Raw genomic sequence first — 15,842 nt, 5'->3', positions numbered from 1 at the left:
TGAGTCTTAACTATTTGTATTGAATTGGTTTTGTTGACATCTCCAAATATGGCTCGCGGATAGGCCTTTACAAAAATTTACGAATGCAAAGAATGTAAATTTAATGCAAATGGTAATAGTTATCACTTATATTCACTCCCGAAATAATTCAGTGGTACCGGCAACGGTTCAGCGAACACATCGAATAAATAACAAAGTGTTCGTCTAAAAGAATAAAAGCGGAGTAAAGGACATGTTTTCAAAGAGCCCATTGGCTTTAGTGATCGGCGCAGTATTAGCTTCACCAGCAGTATTGGCAGAAACAGTAAAAACAGACGAGCACATGGTTGTTGAAGGTCGTGACTACGGTTACAAAGCCGACACGAACACAACAGCAATGCGCATGGAGGCGACTCAATTAGAGACTCCGGGACAAGTTTCAGTAATCGATGAGCAAATCATCGATGAACAGCGTGCAACAACGCTAGGTGACGTTCTTAAGAATGACGCAAGTGTGAGTGCGGGTGGTACAAGCCGTAACCGTGAGCGTTTCTCTCTACGTGGTTTCTCGGTAGAAAGCTCTTCGGGCTTCCTTAAGAATGGCCAGCAACATTGGTCTCACTACCGTCAACCAATCGAGCTTCTAGAACGTGTTGAAGTACTTAAAGGACCTTCTGGTCTTCTTTACGGTATTTCTGCACCAGGTGGCTTGATCAACATGGTAAGCAAGAAGCCTACTTATGATACACAAGTAAGCCTAAGCCAAGACATCGGCTCGAACGACCATACTCGTACCACTCTAGACGTAAGTGGCGCCCTGAACGATGCAGAAACGCTACGTGGTCGTGCAATTCTGTCTAAAGAAAGCTACGGCTCTTGGAGAACATACGGCGACGGTACTGAACCACAAACAGAGCGTTTTGTTGGCGGTGTATTCGTCGATTACGATGTAACTGAAGACGTAATGGTTTCTGTTCATTACGATAAGACTAACGACGAAGGCAGCGTAGATTCTGGTGCACTATACACACTAGATGGTAACCGAGTGGGTAGCGATAAGCACATCTGGGATGCGCAGTGGTCTCAGATTGAAAACGATGTTGAGAACGTAGGTTTTGATATTGCTGCTAACCTGACTGATACATGGTCTTTAAAAACAGGTTTCAACTACCAAGATTTTGAACGTATCGATATGGAAAGCTACCCAAGCTTTCAAAATATGAACCCTGATGGTACCGGTACGGTAACTCAAGGTGGTAACTACCGTCACGATAAATGGCGTTTCAGAACGGCTTATGTCGATCTAACAACAACTGCTGATCTTGCTGGCACAGAGCACCAACTATTATTCGGCGCTAACTGGTTAGGTTACAGCTATTACCGTGGTATGGATCGTTTCAGCAGCGGCGAATACGCACCAGATGCAACGGTACCAGCACCGTCAGTGGGTCCAACATCGCTAGGTAAGATGAGCACCTACGATACTTGGGGCTTCTACATTCAAGATCTGATTACTATCAATGACGAATGGCAAGTTCTTGCGGGCGCTCGTTTCGACCGTAAAGTAAGTGATGGCGTTGCAGAAGAAAACGTTGCACCTAAGCTTGGCGTGATTTACCACCCGGCATCAAACGGTAGCATTTACGCTTCTTACTCTGAAAGCTTTGAACCACAAGGTGTTGTCTCTAGCGGTAGCCGTAACTACACCAACGATGGCGAACTTCTTGATGCCGCGACGGGTGTTTCTTACGAAGTCGGTACTAAGTGGGAACTGATGGACGAACGTCTATTCGTTTCTGGTGCGGTATTCGATATTACCCAAGAAAACATCTCAATGGATGTAGAAGACACTTCATCAGGCGATTGGACGAAGACACAAGGTGGCGAACAAGTTCACCGTGGTGCTGAGTTAGCGGCGCAAGGTTTTATCTCTGAAAAATTCTCTATGTCTGGCTCAGCAATGTACTTAGATGCTGAAATCACTAACCATGAAACATATGAAGGTAACCGCCCAGTTGACGTACCTGAGTTTGCAGCAAGCGTTTGGTCTACTTACGCAGCAACAAACGAAGTTGATGTTAACCTAGGCCTTATCTACGAAGGTTCTCGTTACGGTGATAGCGCGAATACGTTCAAGAAAGATGGCTATGCTCGTGTCGATATGGGTGCAGCGTACACGCTTAAGTACGATGACTCTCTAGACTTCGTTGCTCGTCTAACAGTAGAGAACGTATTTGACAAAGAATACCTAGCGGGTGGTGGTTCAACTTCTTCAAAACACCAATTTGCAGAAGACGTAGTAATCGGCGAAGGCCGCAACTACATGGCGACTTTGCAGGTAAAATACTAATTTGTTAGTAGGGTGCTATTGGTAGCCTAAATGCTAAGGGGAAAGTTTCGACTTTCCCCTTTCGTGATTCTGCTATTTGGTAAAATATCCCTAGTAATGTGAGTGACTTTTAATGATAATGAGAGTGCTTATCAATAAAATTCATTTGACCTTCTTCTATAGTAAATGACTACAATTATGAATCTTTTAAAAACTAGCCTAGCGCTTGCCATCAGTTTGGTTGCAACGTCTTCGATGGCAAACAGCTTGGATCAAGCTCAATCAATTCAAAACAAGACCAATAACGCGTCGGCTTCGAGCCAAAAGGTTATTGATAAAAGCTCACAAGCGACTTTAATGCTGCAAGCTGAGATTGAGCGTCTGCAAGAAGAAGTTAAAAACCTAGAAATCTATCACGATCACCTTGCTGCATTAGTTGAGAGCCAAAACCAAGAAGCTCAAAGCATTGAAGAGCAGATCGAAGAAATCAAATACACACGCCAAGGTGTTGTGCCATTGATGTATCAAATGATCGATGGCCTTGAACAGTTGGTAGAGAAAGACGTGCCGATTAAGAAAGATCAACGTCTAGATCGTGTAGAAAGGCTTAGAGCAATGATGACTCGCGCTGACGTGAGTGATGCAGAAAAATACCGCCGTATTCTAGATGCTTATCAGATTGAAGTTGATTACGGCATCAAACTGAACTCTTACACTGACCGCGTTACTCTTAATAAAGACCAAACCATTGAGGTAGAAGTGTTACACCTTGGTCGTATTTCTCTGGTAGCTCGCACATTAACTGGTACTCGTTACTGGTCATGGAACCAAACCCAAGAACAGTGGCAAGAACTTGATTCTTCAATGAAACCCGAATTAGATAAAGCTTACGATATTGCTAACCAACAAACGGCGCCAAGCTTGATCACTTTACCTGTTTCTTTAACTGTTGCGGAGGTTAAGTAATGAACTTAAAACCATTAGCAGCATTGCTTTGCATTACATCACTTTCGTTTTCTGCTTTCTCAGCTTCAGACTCAACGGCTCAGCTCGTCAACAAAGCAAAATCAGAGAACCGTACTCAAGCTTCTCACAATGTAGCTCGTGAAGCTGACTTCAAAAAGACAGAACAAGAGCTGAACACGATCAAAGCGCAGCTTGAAGTTAAGCGCGCTTCAATTCAAGGTGCAACAGACGCTCTCACTAAGACTTTCAGTGATAACGAAAATAAGCTTGCTCGTATGGAAGAGAAATTGCGCTTAGAAACAGGTAGCTTAGGTGAACTTTTCGGTGTGGTACGACAGCATGCTAAAGAGATCGATCGCGAGTTGTTTGAATCAGTCACTAATATAGATCGCTCAAAGCACACCGAAACTGTTTATGACATTGTCGATGCTAAATCTCTACCTTCTATGCCTCAATTAGCCGGCTTGTGGAAGAGTTTGGTTGAGCAGATTCAAGCAAGCTCAGAAATATCAAAACCGTCGATCTTATTAGTAAACGATGAAGGTGTGAGTAAAACTGTTGATGCGTATCGACTTGGTGCAATTGGTTTAGTGACCGAGCAAGGTTATGCATGGTGGGATTCTAAGCTCCAAGATGCCGTTGTTTACCTTAAACAACCACAAAATGGTCCAACGTTAGCATCACTTTCTTCGTTAGCGAATGGTGAAGTATCTAACGTGGTTGTCGATCCTTCTCGCGGATTTATGCTTGAGCAATTAGCACTTACGCCAAGCCTAACTGACCGTCTACAAGCGGGTGGTGTGGTTGGTAAAGTGATTCTTGGCCTACTAGCTATTGGTCTAATCATCGCATTGGTTCGTGGTGTTTCTCTTGCTATCGCTCGTCAGAAAATTCGCGCGCAACTTAAGAACCCAGAGCAAGCGGGTGATAACCCACTAGGCCGTGTTCTTGCGGTGTACAACAAAGAACAAAACCAAACGGTTGAAGCGTTAGAGCTGCGACTTTTAGAAGCGGTCGTTGATGAGCAGACTCACTTAGAGAAAGGTTTATCGATGCTTAAGCTATTGGCGGCACTAGCACCAATGTTGGGTCTTTTAGGTACAGTAACCGGCATGATCGAAACATTCCAAGTGATCACTCAGTTTGGTAATGGCGACCCTAAAGTAATGGCGGGTGGTATTTCGATGGCGCTTGTCACTACGGTACTTGGTCTGGTTGCGGCAATGCCTCTTCTACTGGCACACAATATTCTTAGTACTCAAGCAGAAAACATTCGCAATATTCTTGAGAAACAGGGCATTGGCCTTGTTGCTGAGCAGGCTGAAAAGACCGTTGAATCAAACGCTGTTGTTTCACCAGTTGGGACTGCTGCGTAATGGATATTTTGTCGGGTTCTCTATTACCAGCGAGTTGGTTAACGAGTGACTGGCTGCTGTCTTTATCAAGCTTTATGGAGCAGGGCGGTTTCGTCCTGTGGTGGCTAGCGGCTGTGGTCCTAGTGTATTGGGTGCTTGTGGTAGAACGTGTGCTTTATCTTGCGTTCTACTTTCCCAAGCAACGCCAAGCTTGGATAGCGAAATGGCATGAAAGAGAAGATCACTCATCTTGGCATGCCAAAGCCATTCGTGAAGGTTGGTTAGGGCAAGCGAGCATCTTGCTTAACCAAAACTTGAATTTTATTAAGCTGTTAGTCGCTATTTGTCCGATGTTGGGCTTGTTAGGTACCGTAACCGGTATGATCTCTGTTTTTGATGTCATGGCGACACAAGGCAGCAGTGACCCTAAATTGATGGCTTCAGGTATCTCGTTAGCAACACTGCCTACCATGGCAGGCATGGTTGCAGCGTTAGCGGGCATGTTCGTTCACGCTCGCTTAGCGAAAGTATGTAACCGCTTAGAATTGAAATTAGAAAAATCTTTAAGGAGTCAACGATGAGACTCGGTCGACGTCATTCTAAAAACGAAGAAGCTCAAATAGACCTTACTTCGATGCTTGATATTGTCTTTATCATGCTTATTTTCTTTATTGTGACCAGTTCATTTGTTCGTGAATCGGGGGTTGAAGTTAATCGCCCACAAGCTTCTAACGTAGTAAGCCAAAAGGATGCGGGCATCTTTGTTGCTATCACATCAGCAAACGACATCTATATTGATAAACGTGTCGTTGACGTTGAGCGTGTTCAAGCGGCATTGGAACACCTTTTATTAGAGCAACCAGAAGCTTCATTGGTTATTCAAGCGGACGAACACTCTTATAATGGTACTGTTGTAAAAGTAATGGATGCAGCTAAGGCGGCGGGCGTCAAGAATATTGCTCTTGCGGCAGATAAACCTTAGGTGGGGGAGATTCGCACATGATTCGCTTATTTCTCTCTTTGCCTATAGCTTGTGCTTTGGGTTTGACCTTGTTCTCCTTGATGGCTTGGATGGTAGATAACGGTCACAAAGCGACACCGGAGCCTAGTGAAGGCGTGTCATTCAATATGGTGATGGTAGAACAAGAGCAAGAAGTACAAAGAAGACAGCGTGCCGTTCCGGAACAGCCAGAAATGCCAGAGCCGCCACCGGAAGCACAAACATCTCAGTCACAAGCTGAAGTTACGCCTTTGAATTCGATGTCTTCTTTGCCTTCATTGGATTTGAATACATCCATTGATGGCTTAGCGATTAACGCACCGACATTCTCTGATTTTGGGTCGAACCAACAAGCAATGCCTTTGTATCGAGTAGAGCCTCGTTACCCTGCGAAAGCGCTTAAGCGCGGAGCTGAAGGCCATGTGATTATGTCTTTTACCATCGATGAAACGGGGCGCCCAATTGATATTCAAGTCACTGACGCAAACCCACGTCGTATGTTTGAACGTGAAGCGATGAGAGCACTTAAAAAATGGAAATATCAACCGAAAGTCGTCGATGGAAAAGCGATAGCTCAGGTTGGTCAAACCGTGAAACTAGAGTTTAAGTTGGCAAAATGATGAAACAGATATGGATATTAGTGGGCTTGTTGTTAATGCCCCTTACAACACAGGCACAAGAGCTAACCCAATATACTGCTATTCGTGTTCAAAAGGCGCATAAGCTTGCTCAAGATGAACAGGTTAAACAGGCCATTGACGTACTTGCAGGTTTAGATCTTTCTAAGGGCTACGACAAAGCGTACGTGGCTCGTATGCTGGGTGTGTTTTACTGGCAAGACGGCAAAACGGATAAGGCAATTAAGCAGCTTACTTATGCCGTAGACACTAATTTGCTGGTGGATGAACAAGCTTGGATAACGAAGCGTATGCTTGCTGATTTGTTATTAAACGATCAGCAGTTCAAAAACGCGCTTCCACATTACTATGAGCTAGTCAAAACAGCGCCAGAGGCAGAAAAGAAAGACGTACTTTGGATGCGAATTGCACAAGCGGAATACCAAATCGAAAACTGGTCAAAAGTACTGGTTGCTATTGGTAATCGTGACAAGTTCAATGCAAAATCAGAACTGTCGCCTCTTTCGCTAAAACTGGGTGCACAACTTCAGTTAAAGCAATGGAAGCAATCTATTCCAACACTGGAAAGCCTGATTGAACTTCAGCCAGAAAAAGACAACTGGTGGCGTCAACTTGTGGGTATTCAGTTAAGACTAGAACGTAACCGCGATGCATTGAACACGTTAGCACTAGCTGATCTTCAAGGTGTTGATCTGAAAAACTCAGACCGCAGATTACTGGCTCAGCTTTATGCTAAACGTGGTATTCCAGAGCGTGCAGCGCAGGAGATCGCTAAGTTAGATGATGCGAACAGCGATGTTCAACTTCTGGCTGAGCAAGCAACCTACTGGCAGTTAGCGAAAGAGTGGGACAGTGCTATTGAAGTGTGGACGTTGGCGTCTAAAAAAGACACGCAATATCATTGGAATGTGGCTCAGTTACTGGTTCAACAAGGTTACTACGATCGTGCTCTGGTTGTTTTGGATAAAGTGAAAGACAAGAACAAGCAAGCCGATGTTGCTTTAGCGAAAGTGCGTTCATGGTACAAGCTAAAGAATCTTGATAATGCTCTTGCTCAAGCAAAACGAGCGAACAACATTGAACCTTCTTCTGAAGCAAAAGGTTGGATTAAATATCTGACTCAGCTAAGAACAGTGAGTGACAACGGCAACGTTTAACTGCTAATAGCACAACAGAAGACAAGAGAAAGTGATATAGAGAAAAGGGTGTCATTTGATGGTTTAAATGACACCCTTTTTAATTTTGGCGGTTAAAGCTTTGTAAACTTTATTGCCCAATGCGTCAATTAAGGCTCGCACATCGTGCCGCTGGACGTTGCACTTTGAATCACACCACTAGTATCAGCGACCCAATTAATGGTGCAGTCACGATAAGGGTTTTTGAAGGCGTGTACTGTATAACCATTGTCTAACGGCTTCTTTGTCTCAATCCAAGCATAGTTTCGAGACGCCCAAAAACTGATAGGGCGTGACCGTTCGGTGAGATAACGTTCTTGTACATCGGTTATGCCTGAACCGATGTATTCTTGAATATGTTCTTCCGTGCTGGCTATTTGGCTGGTACACGCCGTTGTTAGCGCAGCAAAAGCCAAAACAATAATACGCATTTCAAATCCTTTTAAGCTTCATTAGCTATCATAAAACCAGTGATCAAACAGTCCCAACTTTCTATCCTTAAAGCTACGACTGTTACCTTAAACCCATCTCAATCAAGCATGTTGAGATTGAGCTTTTTTGAGCTTTGACCCTGTTATCGATAACCTCTAATAGAACGAATCAAATCCCTCTAGTACACGTTAGCAAGAATATGCATACAGTTCGATTACTTCCCATGTAATGTTATGTAAATTTCCTTACGCCACTCGGCAAACGTAAACAATGTAAATTGAATGCCAATACGAATGATTATCAACTAAATTGTCGCCATAAAATTTATAGGTATTGGTTTGTATGTCGTTAAAAAGTAGGGCGGTTCAGTCATGGGCTCGTCGACTTCATGTTTATATTTCTATGGCGCTTCTGTTCGTGGTTCTTTTTTTCTCAGTGACAGGTATCACCCTGAACCGACCTGAGTTATTTGAATCAAGCCAACCCAATATCCAACGCTCTACGCTAACGCTTCCTACAAGTTTATTTACGGTTCAAGACGGACGTTTAAAAGCTGACGAGACAGCCTTTGAAACGTTTCTGTTCGAAGAAGCCAACCTCTCCGGCGTTCCTTCTGGTTTGGAAATCTACGCAGAGATTGAAGACGATGAGTTGCTCATCGGTGAAGTGTCTATGGACTTCAAAGGGCCTGGCTACAACGCTTCCGTGTTTGTTGACGTTACGTCTGAGTTTGTAGAGGTCGAAACCACTAACTACGGCGTTATCGCATTGTTGAACGATCTACATAAAGGTCGTAACAGCGGTGAAGTATGGAAATGGTTTATCGATATCATTGCGCTACTGATGATCTTCTTTGTGCTTACTGGCGTGTGCTTACTGTTACCTAAGAAAAAGACGCTTAATACCTCCATCAAATGGACGGTGTTTGGGTCTGCAATCTCACTTGTTATCTATTTTGTCGCCGTGCCTTAACGCTTGGTTCGATTTATGAATCGGATTGAAGAACGAACTTAAGGTAAAACGGATTTAAAAGGTTGTTAAACATGAAAAAAATGAACTGGAGCAAGGCGCTTCTTGCTTTGTCTCTTTTACCAAGTTTAGGAATGGCTGAGGCTCTTCCTGATAAAGCAAAACTCGACGTGCATTTTGAGTTGCCACGAATTGAGGCTTCTCCATACAAACGCCCTTATGTGGCTGTGTGGGTAGAGGATAGCGAACGAAAGTCAGTGAAAACCATTGAGCTTTGGGTCGGTAAAGACGAATGGCTTAAGGATCTGCGTAGCTGGTGGAGAAAGGTTGGTCGTTACGATCGTGAACTGGTTGATGCTGTAACGTCTGCAACGCGTCCTGCTGGTCAGTACCGTTTCGTTTGGGATGGTAAGAGCGACAGCGGTGAAAGCCTAGAGCAGGGCGAGTACACGGTTCATATCGAAGTGGTTCGCGAACACGGTGGCCGTAACTACCTTCGCCAAAAAGTATCACTCACAGATTCAAACGCATCTTACGAATTAAAAGCAACGGAAGAGACGGGTGAAATCACCCTGAACTACATCGCTAAATAGTAAGTACGGACAGTAAAACCAAGCTGAACAGAATAGACAGTCGTCATCGTAGGCTCAGATAGAGCGACACGGCAAACAATTATAAATAATGGAATTGAACATGATGAAACAGACAAAAATCAAAGCACTTGCTCTAGCGGGTGTGATGGCATTCGGCCTAGCAGCAACGACAACGGCACAAGCTCACCCACGTTGGATTTTGCCATCTCACTTCACTGTATCTAAAGAAGGTGGTGATTGGCTAACGTTCGACGTTACTGCGTCTCACGGTACGTTTGTTTTTGATAAGCCTGCGGGCAGCGAAAATGCTCATGTCATCATGCCTGATGGTCGCAGCGAGCGCCCTAACTTTGTTATTCGTGGCAAGCGTCGTTCAATCTTCGACTTCTATTTTGAAGAAGAAGGTACACACAAAGTGGCGATCAACAACCAGCCGTCTTACTACACGCAATACAAAGCAGGTCGCCGTGACACTGTGAAATGGATTAAAGCAAACAAAGCAGAGCGTGACTCTGTTCTGCCTGAAAAGTCACGTGACGTGGTAACACAAATCAGCTTCACTCGCGCAGAAAGCTACATCACCGTAGGTAAGCCAACGGATTCAGTGTTCAAAATTGAAGGCAAGCTTCTTGAAATGAAGCCTGTGACACACCCTTCAGACATCGTTGAAGGCGAACCTGTGACATTCCAGTTCTTCTACAACGGTGAAATCCAGAAAGACGTGAAAGCGGAGATCACTCGTGAAGGTACGCTTTACCGCAACCACCAAGAGCAGATCGATGTGGTGAGTGATGAGAACGGTGAAATTACGTTTACTCCAGACGTAGCAGGCCGCTACGTAATGAAAGCGAACTACAAAGGTGAGTTGATTGACAACCCACTGGCAGACAAAGCAAGCGCGAACGTTCACCTAACGTTCGAAGCACTGCTTCAATAGTTTGTGATATCAGGGCTAGAACCCTGATTAAGAACCAAAAAACTTAAGGGCTCATTTGAGCCCTTTATCGCTCAGTTTACTTCTGAGAATTTGCACTGTGGCTAGGGTACAAACCATGACAATAAAAACAAAACTTAACGCTTTAATGACTCCTTGCTTAGCATTGGGACTTGGTTTCGCTGCATTACCTGCGCAAGCACACTTTCCACTGATGAGCTGCTGGTTTGAAGGTAAGACCGTTGCTTGTGAAGCGGGTTATTCGGATGGCAGCAAAGCGATTGATTACGCGGTTGAGATGTACGATTACGAAGACAACTTGATTGCAAAAGAGATGACAGATAAACGTTCTATCGTTGAATTCCCACACCCTGACACTGAGTTCTACCTTGTGTTCGATTCAGGCCATGAGTTTCCTGTTGAAGTTGATGTTGTTGAGATCAGCGAAAAATGATGATTCAAAGCGTACGTGCTGACACGGGCGGCAGAGAGGGCAAATGGGTAGGGCTAATCATTGTGTTCATCCTTTGCTTTGCAACCGTCGCGATCCCATTTCATCAGGCAGAATCCCACGTTAAAGCAGTACTTGATCATCAAATTCTGGTGACCGATGTTGAACAAGAAAACTTGGCGATGCTATCAGAGCTGCGTTTGGCTCATGAAGAAATTCGTGACCTGCGCATGGACTCAGATGGTGAATGGCCGAGTGTTGCATCACTTAAAGATGAATGGGTTGCCCCGTTTGTAGAAGATCAGAGTTGGAAGCGCAAAGGATCTCATGCTTGGATACTGGACGAGCGAGGTTATTACTTTTCTACTCCAAGTGAATCTGCGACACCAAGTGATCTAGCTAAACCAACCGATCATGGTTCTGCGGACTCCTTTATTTTAAACGCGAACAGCGTTTCCCCTGAGATCTGGATCTTCTTGGGTGGCGTAGCGAAACAGCCAGCTACTTTTGACCAACACACGCTTGAGTCTACGGGTTGGAAAATGGTCGTGAACGAATCAGAAATTGAACAGCATCATGAAAGCGATGCTCACTAATAATAAGAGAATTACTATGCGAATTATGACTCTGTTCATGTCGTTATTAGCGGTGTTCATGGCACCCAATGCATTGGCAAAAGAATATAAGATCGACAGCGATAAGCTGACGATTGGTATCACGCTTCAGCCTTACTACAGCTACGTAAAAGCAGTAGTAGGAGACAAAGTGAACATTCTTCCTTTGGTTGACGCAGGTTTCAACCCACATAACTACTTACCACAACCCAATGATTTAAAGCGATTGAGCCAAATGGATGCAATCGTAGTAAACGGTATTGGTCACGATGACTTCGCGCTTAAAGTGATTTCAGCAGCGCAACGTGATGACTTAGTCGTGATCGAAGCAAACAAAGAAGTGCCTCTACTTCCTGCTCTTGGTCAGTCTGTTGGTCAAGGTGCCGTTAACCCGCACACATTTGTTGGGCTTTCGACAACGATTCAAAAGGTTTACACCATCGCCAGTGAAGTGTCTAAGCTCGACCCGGACAACGCTGCGTTTTATCGTAAGAACGCACGTAAGTACGCTAAACAATTCCGTTTTATGAAGCGCGATGCGATGCTGTCACTGGGCGAACTCGATACATCAGGTATGAAGGTCGCGACTACACATAATGCTTATGGTTACATTCTTCAAGAGTTTGGTGTGGATGTCGCAGCAGTAATCGAGCCTGCACACGGTGTTGAGCCAAGTGCTAGCCAGTTGCAAGAGACGATCGAAAAGATCCGCGCATCAGGTATTGATGTTCTGTTCTACGAGTTAAACATGCCAAACCGTTTTGTTGACACGATTGAAGCGGAAACAGGCGTTCAGCTTTACCGCTTTTCTCACATGACGCACGGCGAATACGAAGACGATAAAGTAGAAGTTGAGATGAAGAAGAACCTAGAGACGTTGATCGAAGCTATGAAATTTGCGGCGGCGAACCAAGCAAAAAGCGGGAACGCATAATGTTAGGTCCATCAATCTCAATTAATAAACTCGGCCTGCAATACGATAATAACGTGATTCTGGATGATATATCGCTCGAACTTAAAGCGGGTGAATGTCATGTGATCATGGGGCCAAACGGCGGTGGTAAAACTTCATTACTCCGCTCTGTGCTTGGTCTTACGCCTTTCTCTGGTCAAATCAATATTCACTGGCCAGAAAAGCAAAGTATTGGTTATGTTCCGCAAAAAGCGACGTTCGAGTCTAGCTTACCTTTGACGGTCATGGACTTCGTACTGCTTAACCAAACGCGAATCCCGTTGTTCTGGCGTCGTAAATCTAAGCAACTGGATCTTGCACTCGCACAATTAGATCGCGTTGGTATGGCGACACGTAGCGACCGCCGCATGGGGCAGTTATCCGGTGGTGAGCAGCAACGTGTTTTGTTTGCTCAAGCGTTATTGGATAACCCGAGCTTACTGGTCTTAGATGAACCTACGACGGGTATGGACGAACAGGGTGTTCGTTACCTTGAATCGCTGATTCGTGAATGTGTTAATGAAGGTCGTACGATTCTTGCGGTACACCACGATGTCACGGCAGTGCGTCGACTCGAAGCGAACGTACATGTTGTGAATCGATTCTTGGTGGATAGTGGCCCACACGAAGAAGTCTTACATCCAAGTAAAATCGAGAGCCTATTCCAGCACTACAGCAGTGGCTCTGCCATGACCAAATCGAAGGAGGTTGCGTAATGGATTGGTTACGACAACTTGCCATTAGTGGCGTTGAAGCGGGCTGGTTATCAGACAGTTTCATGTATGCCTTCATGGTGAATGCACTGGTCGCTGCGTTACTACTTGGCCCACTGTTAGGTGGTCTGGGTACTTTGGTGATTGCCAAGCGTCTGGCTTTTTTCTCTGAGGCAGTAGGCCACGCAGCATTAACCGGTATTGCGATTGGTGTTTTGCTTGGCGAGCCACCAGAAAACCCAATCATTGGTTTGTTTAGCTTCTGTATGATCTTCGCTCTGCTTTTGCACTTCGTAAGAAACAGAACCAACGTTCCGTACGATACCTTAGTTGGCGTTTTCCTTGCGCTAGCGTTAGCGGTCGGCGCGGCGTTACTTATGTACGTAGCTCGTAAGATCAACATCCACATGCTTGAAAACGTACTGTTTGGCTCGATTCTTACCGTAACAGACCAAGACTTAGCGATTCTCGCAGGCAGCTGCGCGCTCATCATCTTGCTCTTGATACCGACATTTAACCGTATTCTCCTGACCTGTATCAGCCCTGATATTGCGAAGGTGCGCGGTTACAACACCAGCTTCTACGATTACTTGTTTGTCATGATGATCACCTTAGTGACAATTGCAGCCGTGAAGATCGTGGGCGCGGTTTTAGTAGGTGCGTTATTGCTGATTCCAGGCGCGACAGCTCGATTGCTGACTAAACGCATGGGAAGCTTTGTTCTCTTGTCGGCATTACTCGCGACCATCGCGTGTTTGGTTGGAACAGTATTGCCTATGGAGCTCAAACTGCCAGTGCCATCGGGCGCGTCAATCATCATCGTTTCTGCAACGTTTTTCCTAGCAGCAACGCTATACCGAATTGTAAGAAAGGCGTAATCATGACTTGTTTAATGAATCGTATCGCTAGCTCAGTAAAAGCAGCGGCTCAAGTGAGTGTGCTGGGTAGTGTGTTAATGGCTGGTTCTGTGCTGTCACTGAACGTGCATGCAGAAGACATCCTAACCAGTACACCTGTGACTTATGCATTGGCGACAGAGCTAACCAAAGGCACGGACATTACGACTGAATACCTGCCACCGAAGCGCTACGGTATTGATCGTCTGCCGAATTGGTTTGGTACCAAGGGTGCTAGTAAAGTGCTTCAATCGGGTGAAAAGGCGACCGTTGCGGTAACACTATCATCGATCTGGCAAGCGGATCCTACCTTTGTCTACGCAAGACAAGGCAATATCCGTTTGGTTGAAGTAGATGCGGCTCAAGCGATTACACCGCGTGCACAAGGCGTTGCGGCCCTTACATTGTCGAATGGTGATGTGTCTAAATACGCGTGGTTAAACCCGACTAACTTAACGCGTATGGCGGCGATTGTGGCTGACGACTTTAAGTTGTTGTGGCCTGCGCAAGCTGAAACGATTGATAGCAACTTACAACGTGTGATGTTGGATGTTCGTGAACTGATCAACAAGCAGCAAGCAGTATTGCTAGATAATGACGTAGATTCAGTATTGTTGCTTTCAGAAAGCTTGGAAGATTTCGCCTCTGGCAGCCAATTGTTTGTTGAAGAGCGTATGTTCAAAGCCGAGCTTGAGTGGACAGACGAAGACAAAGCCAAGCTTAAAGAGATGTTCTCAGAAGACGATGCTCTATGGTTAGTCACAGCGAAAAAGCCAAGTAACTTGATTAAATCATTGGTACCGAATGAGCGTATCTTAGTGGTGGATTCTGTTGATCGTTGGGGTAGAGCAGGGATTATTGGAAAAGCGCCGTTTGCCCGTTGGGAAGTGCAGCCATTCAAAGGCTAATCAGCGCGATTACAAATGGTAGGATCAAAAAAGCAGCCCAAATAAAGGCTGCTTTTTTTGTTCTTGCCTGTTGGCTCTGAAAAGAGTGTCAGACAAGAGGACTGCGAGTTTAAACTTACTCTGCAGCTTTTGTCTCTTCAGCTTCGACAGTTGCTTCTACTGCACCTTCAGCTTGTTCTTGAGCTGCTTTCGCTTGTTCTTCAGCTTCCATTTTTGCACGGTCAGCTTTAGAAATGTAGCGAGGCTTGTTGCTACTATGCAGTTTAGAATTCGCCTGTTTCTGCTTCTTTTTTAGAATTTGATTGATTTTTTTCTTACGGTTCATTGCTGCATAGCCTTGTATTTAGTTTAGGCGGTGGAGGATAATCATTTTAGCTCTAGAACTCAATATTTACATGGTATTCAGCAAGGAAAATATAACTATGCAGGCCGTCGAGACCGAACGTTTAAGATTAAGAATGATCACACCCCAAGATGCGACGTTTATTCAACGATTATACAGCTCAAAAGATTTCCTGCGTTACATTGGTGATAAGGAAATCAGCGACACTGACAAGGCTGTCGAGTACATCGAAAACAACATTCTTAAGATGCACGAAGAGAAGGGTGTTTGTTTGTTGATGGTTGAAATCAAGGAGACTTCAACGCCAATTGGTATCTGCGGACTAATCAAAAGGGATACCTTAGAGTCGCATGATATTGGCTACGGGTTTGTTCCTGAGTTTTTTGGTCAAGGCTTTGCCCAAGAAGCAGCAAAGGCGATAATTGAACAAGCTAAGCAGAATGCTGATATCGATCATTTAGTTGCCATCACAACCTCTGATAACATTCGAAGTATCGCATTACTGACTAAGTTAGGTTTTGTGTTCGAGCGAGTTGAAGATGTGATCAGCGAAAGCGTTAATCTCAACCTGTACGGTTTCTCATTAGGTAATTAA

Annotated in this window: 19 protein-coding genes; 17 read left to right on the top strand and 2 right to left on the bottom strand. The window is 44.8% G+C overall.

Annotation, left to right across the window (positions count from 1 at the left end):
* Positions 1-232 precede the first annotated feature (232 nt).
* The 7 genes from L0992_17365 (at position 233) to L0992_17335 (ending at position 7,424) form a co-directional block, all read left to right on the top strand.
* The gene (locus tag L0992_17365; GenBank protein XGB69808.1) at positions 233-2,329 is read left to right on the top strand and encodes a TonB-dependent siderophore receptor; all 2,097 of its coding nucleotides are present in this window, start codon (positions 233-235) and stop codon (positions 2,327-2,329) included.
* Between the two features lie 177 nt (positions 2,330-2,506).
* Positions 2,507-3,274: a DUF3450 domain-containing protein gene (locus L0992_17360; protein XGB69807.1), complete on the top strand. Its 768-nt coding sequence runs from the start codon at positions 2,507-2,509 to the stop codon at positions 3,272-3,274.
* Positions 3,274-4,650: a MotA/TolQ/ExbB proton channel family protein gene (locus L0992_17355; protein XGB69806.1), complete on the top strand. Its 1,377-nt coding sequence runs from the start codon at positions 3,274-3,276 to the stop codon at positions 4,648-4,650. The genes L0992_17360 and L0992_17355 overlap by 1 nt, the downstream gene beginning before the upstream one ends.
* Positions 4,650-5,210, top strand: coding sequence for a MotA/TolQ/ExbB proton channel family protein (locus L0992_17350; protein ID XGB69805.1), 561 nt, complete (start codon positions 4,650-4,652; stop codon positions 5,208-5,210). Before L0992_17355 ends, L0992_17350 begins: the two co-directional genes overlap by 1 nt.
* The gene (locus tag L0992_17345; GenBank protein ID XGB69804.1) at positions 5,207-5,611 is read left to right on the top strand and encodes a biopolymer transporter ExbD; all 405 of its coding nucleotides are present in this window, start codon (positions 5,207-5,209) and stop codon (positions 5,609-5,611) included. The genes L0992_17350 and L0992_17345 overlap by 4 nt, the downstream gene beginning before the upstream one ends.
* A 17-nt stretch (positions 5,612-5,628) precedes the next feature.
* Positions 5,629-6,249, top strand: a complete 621-nt coding sequence (locus tag L0992_17340) for an energy transducer TonB (protein ID XGB69803.1) — start codon at positions 5,629-5,631, stop codon at positions 6,247-6,249.
* A complete protein-coding gene (locus tag L0992_17335) occupies positions 6,246-7,424 on the top strand; it encodes a hypothetical protein (protein XGB69802.1) in 1,179 nt (392 codons plus the stop codon). The genes L0992_17340 and L0992_17335 overlap by 4 nt, the downstream gene beginning before the upstream one ends.
* A 128-nt stretch (positions 7,425-7,552) precedes the next feature.
* Here L0992_17335 and L0992_17330 read toward each other — a convergent pair whose 3' ends face one another.
* Positions 7,553-7,873 (bottom strand): hypothetical protein, encoded by a 321-nt coding sequence (locus L0992_17330; protein ID XGB69801.1) that lies wholly within the window; start codon positions 7,871-7,873, stop codon positions 7,553-7,555.
* Between the two features lie 343 nt (positions 7,874-8,216).
* Between L0992_17330 and L0992_17325 the strand changes: the two genes are divergently transcribed.
* The 9 genes from L0992_17325 to L0992_17285 all read left to right on the top strand — a co-directional run bounded on the left by L0992_17325 (position 8,217) and on the right by L0992_17285 (position 14,904).
* Complete coding sequence (locus L0992_17325) at positions 8,217-8,846, top strand: PepSY-associated TM helix domain-containing protein (GenBank protein ID XGB69800.1); 630 nt, start codon at positions 8,217-8,219, stop codon at positions 8,844-8,846.
* A 71-nt stretch (positions 8,847-8,917) separates the two neighbouring features.
* The gene (locus L0992_17320; protein XGB69799.1) at positions 8,918-9,436 is read left to right on the top strand and encodes a DUF2271 domain-containing protein; all 519 of its coding nucleotides are present in this window, start codon (positions 8,918-8,920) and stop codon (positions 9,434-9,436) included.
* A gap of 100 nt (positions 9,437-9,536) precedes the next feature.
* Positions 9,537-10,373 carry a DUF4198 domain-containing protein gene (locus tag L0992_17315; protein ID XGB69798.1) on the top strand — a complete coding sequence of 279 codons (837 nt, stop codon included), beginning with the start codon at positions 9,537-9,539 and terminating at the stop codon, positions 10,371-10,373.
* A gap of 115 nt (positions 10,374-10,488) precedes the next feature.
* A complete protein-coding gene (locus L0992_17310; protein XGB69797.1) occupies positions 10,489-10,824 on the top strand; it encodes a hypothetical protein in 336 nt (111 codons plus the stop codon).
* Positions 10,821-11,417 carry a hypothetical protein gene (locus L0992_17305; protein XGB69796.1) on the top strand — a complete coding sequence of 199 codons (597 nt, stop codon included), beginning with the start codon at positions 10,821-10,823 and terminating at the stop codon, positions 11,415-11,417. Before L0992_17310 ends, L0992_17305 begins: the two co-directional genes overlap by 4 nt.
* Positions 11,418-11,433: 16 nt before the next feature.
* Positions 11,434-12,369, top strand: a complete 936-nt coding sequence (locus tag L0992_17300; protein XGB69795.1) for a zinc ABC transporter substrate-binding protein — start codon at positions 11,434-11,436, stop codon at positions 12,367-12,369.
* On the top strand, positions 12,369-13,103 hold the full coding sequence (locus L0992_17295) for a metal ABC transporter ATP-binding protein (protein ID XGB69794.1): 735 nt from the start codon (positions 12,369-12,371) through the stop codon (positions 13,101-13,103). The genes L0992_17300 and L0992_17295 overlap by 1 nt, the downstream gene beginning before the upstream one ends.
* Positions 13,103-13,978, top strand: a complete 876-nt coding sequence (locus L0992_17290; protein XGB69793.1) for a metal ABC transporter permease — start codon at positions 13,103-13,105, stop codon at positions 13,976-13,978. Before L0992_17295 ends, L0992_17290 begins: the two co-directional genes overlap by 1 nt.
* Positions 13,979-13,980: 2 nt before the next feature.
* Positions 13,981-14,904: an ABC transporter substrate-binding protein gene (locus tag L0992_17285; protein XGB69792.1), complete on the top strand. Its 924-nt coding sequence runs from the start codon at positions 13,981-13,983 to the stop codon at positions 14,902-14,904.
* Positions 14,905-15,019: 115 nt separating this feature from the next.
* Here L0992_17285 and L0992_17280 read toward each other — a convergent pair whose 3' ends face one another.
* Entirely contained in the window at positions 15,020-15,229 is a 210-nt protein-coding gene (locus L0992_17280; GenBank protein ID XGB69791.1) for a DUF2986 domain-containing protein, read from the bottom strand.
* 97 nt (positions 15,230-15,326) lie between these two features.
* On the opposite strand from L0992_17280, the gene L0992_17275 reads away from it, so the two are divergent.
* On the top strand, positions 15,327-15,842 hold the full coding sequence (locus L0992_17275; protein XGB69790.1) for a GNAT family N-acetyltransferase: 516 nt from the start codon (positions 15,327-15,329) through the stop codon (positions 15,840-15,842).

It is taken from the genome of Vibrio pomeroyi, from assembly GCA_041879425.1.
GTDB classification, from domain to species: domain Bacteria; phylum Pseudomonadota; class Gammaproteobacteria; order Enterobacterales; family Vibrionaceae; genus Vibrio; species Vibrio pomeroyi_A.
Note: the sequence above shows the minus strand (reverse complement) of the source record. Positions and strands in the feature narration are given on the sequence as shown.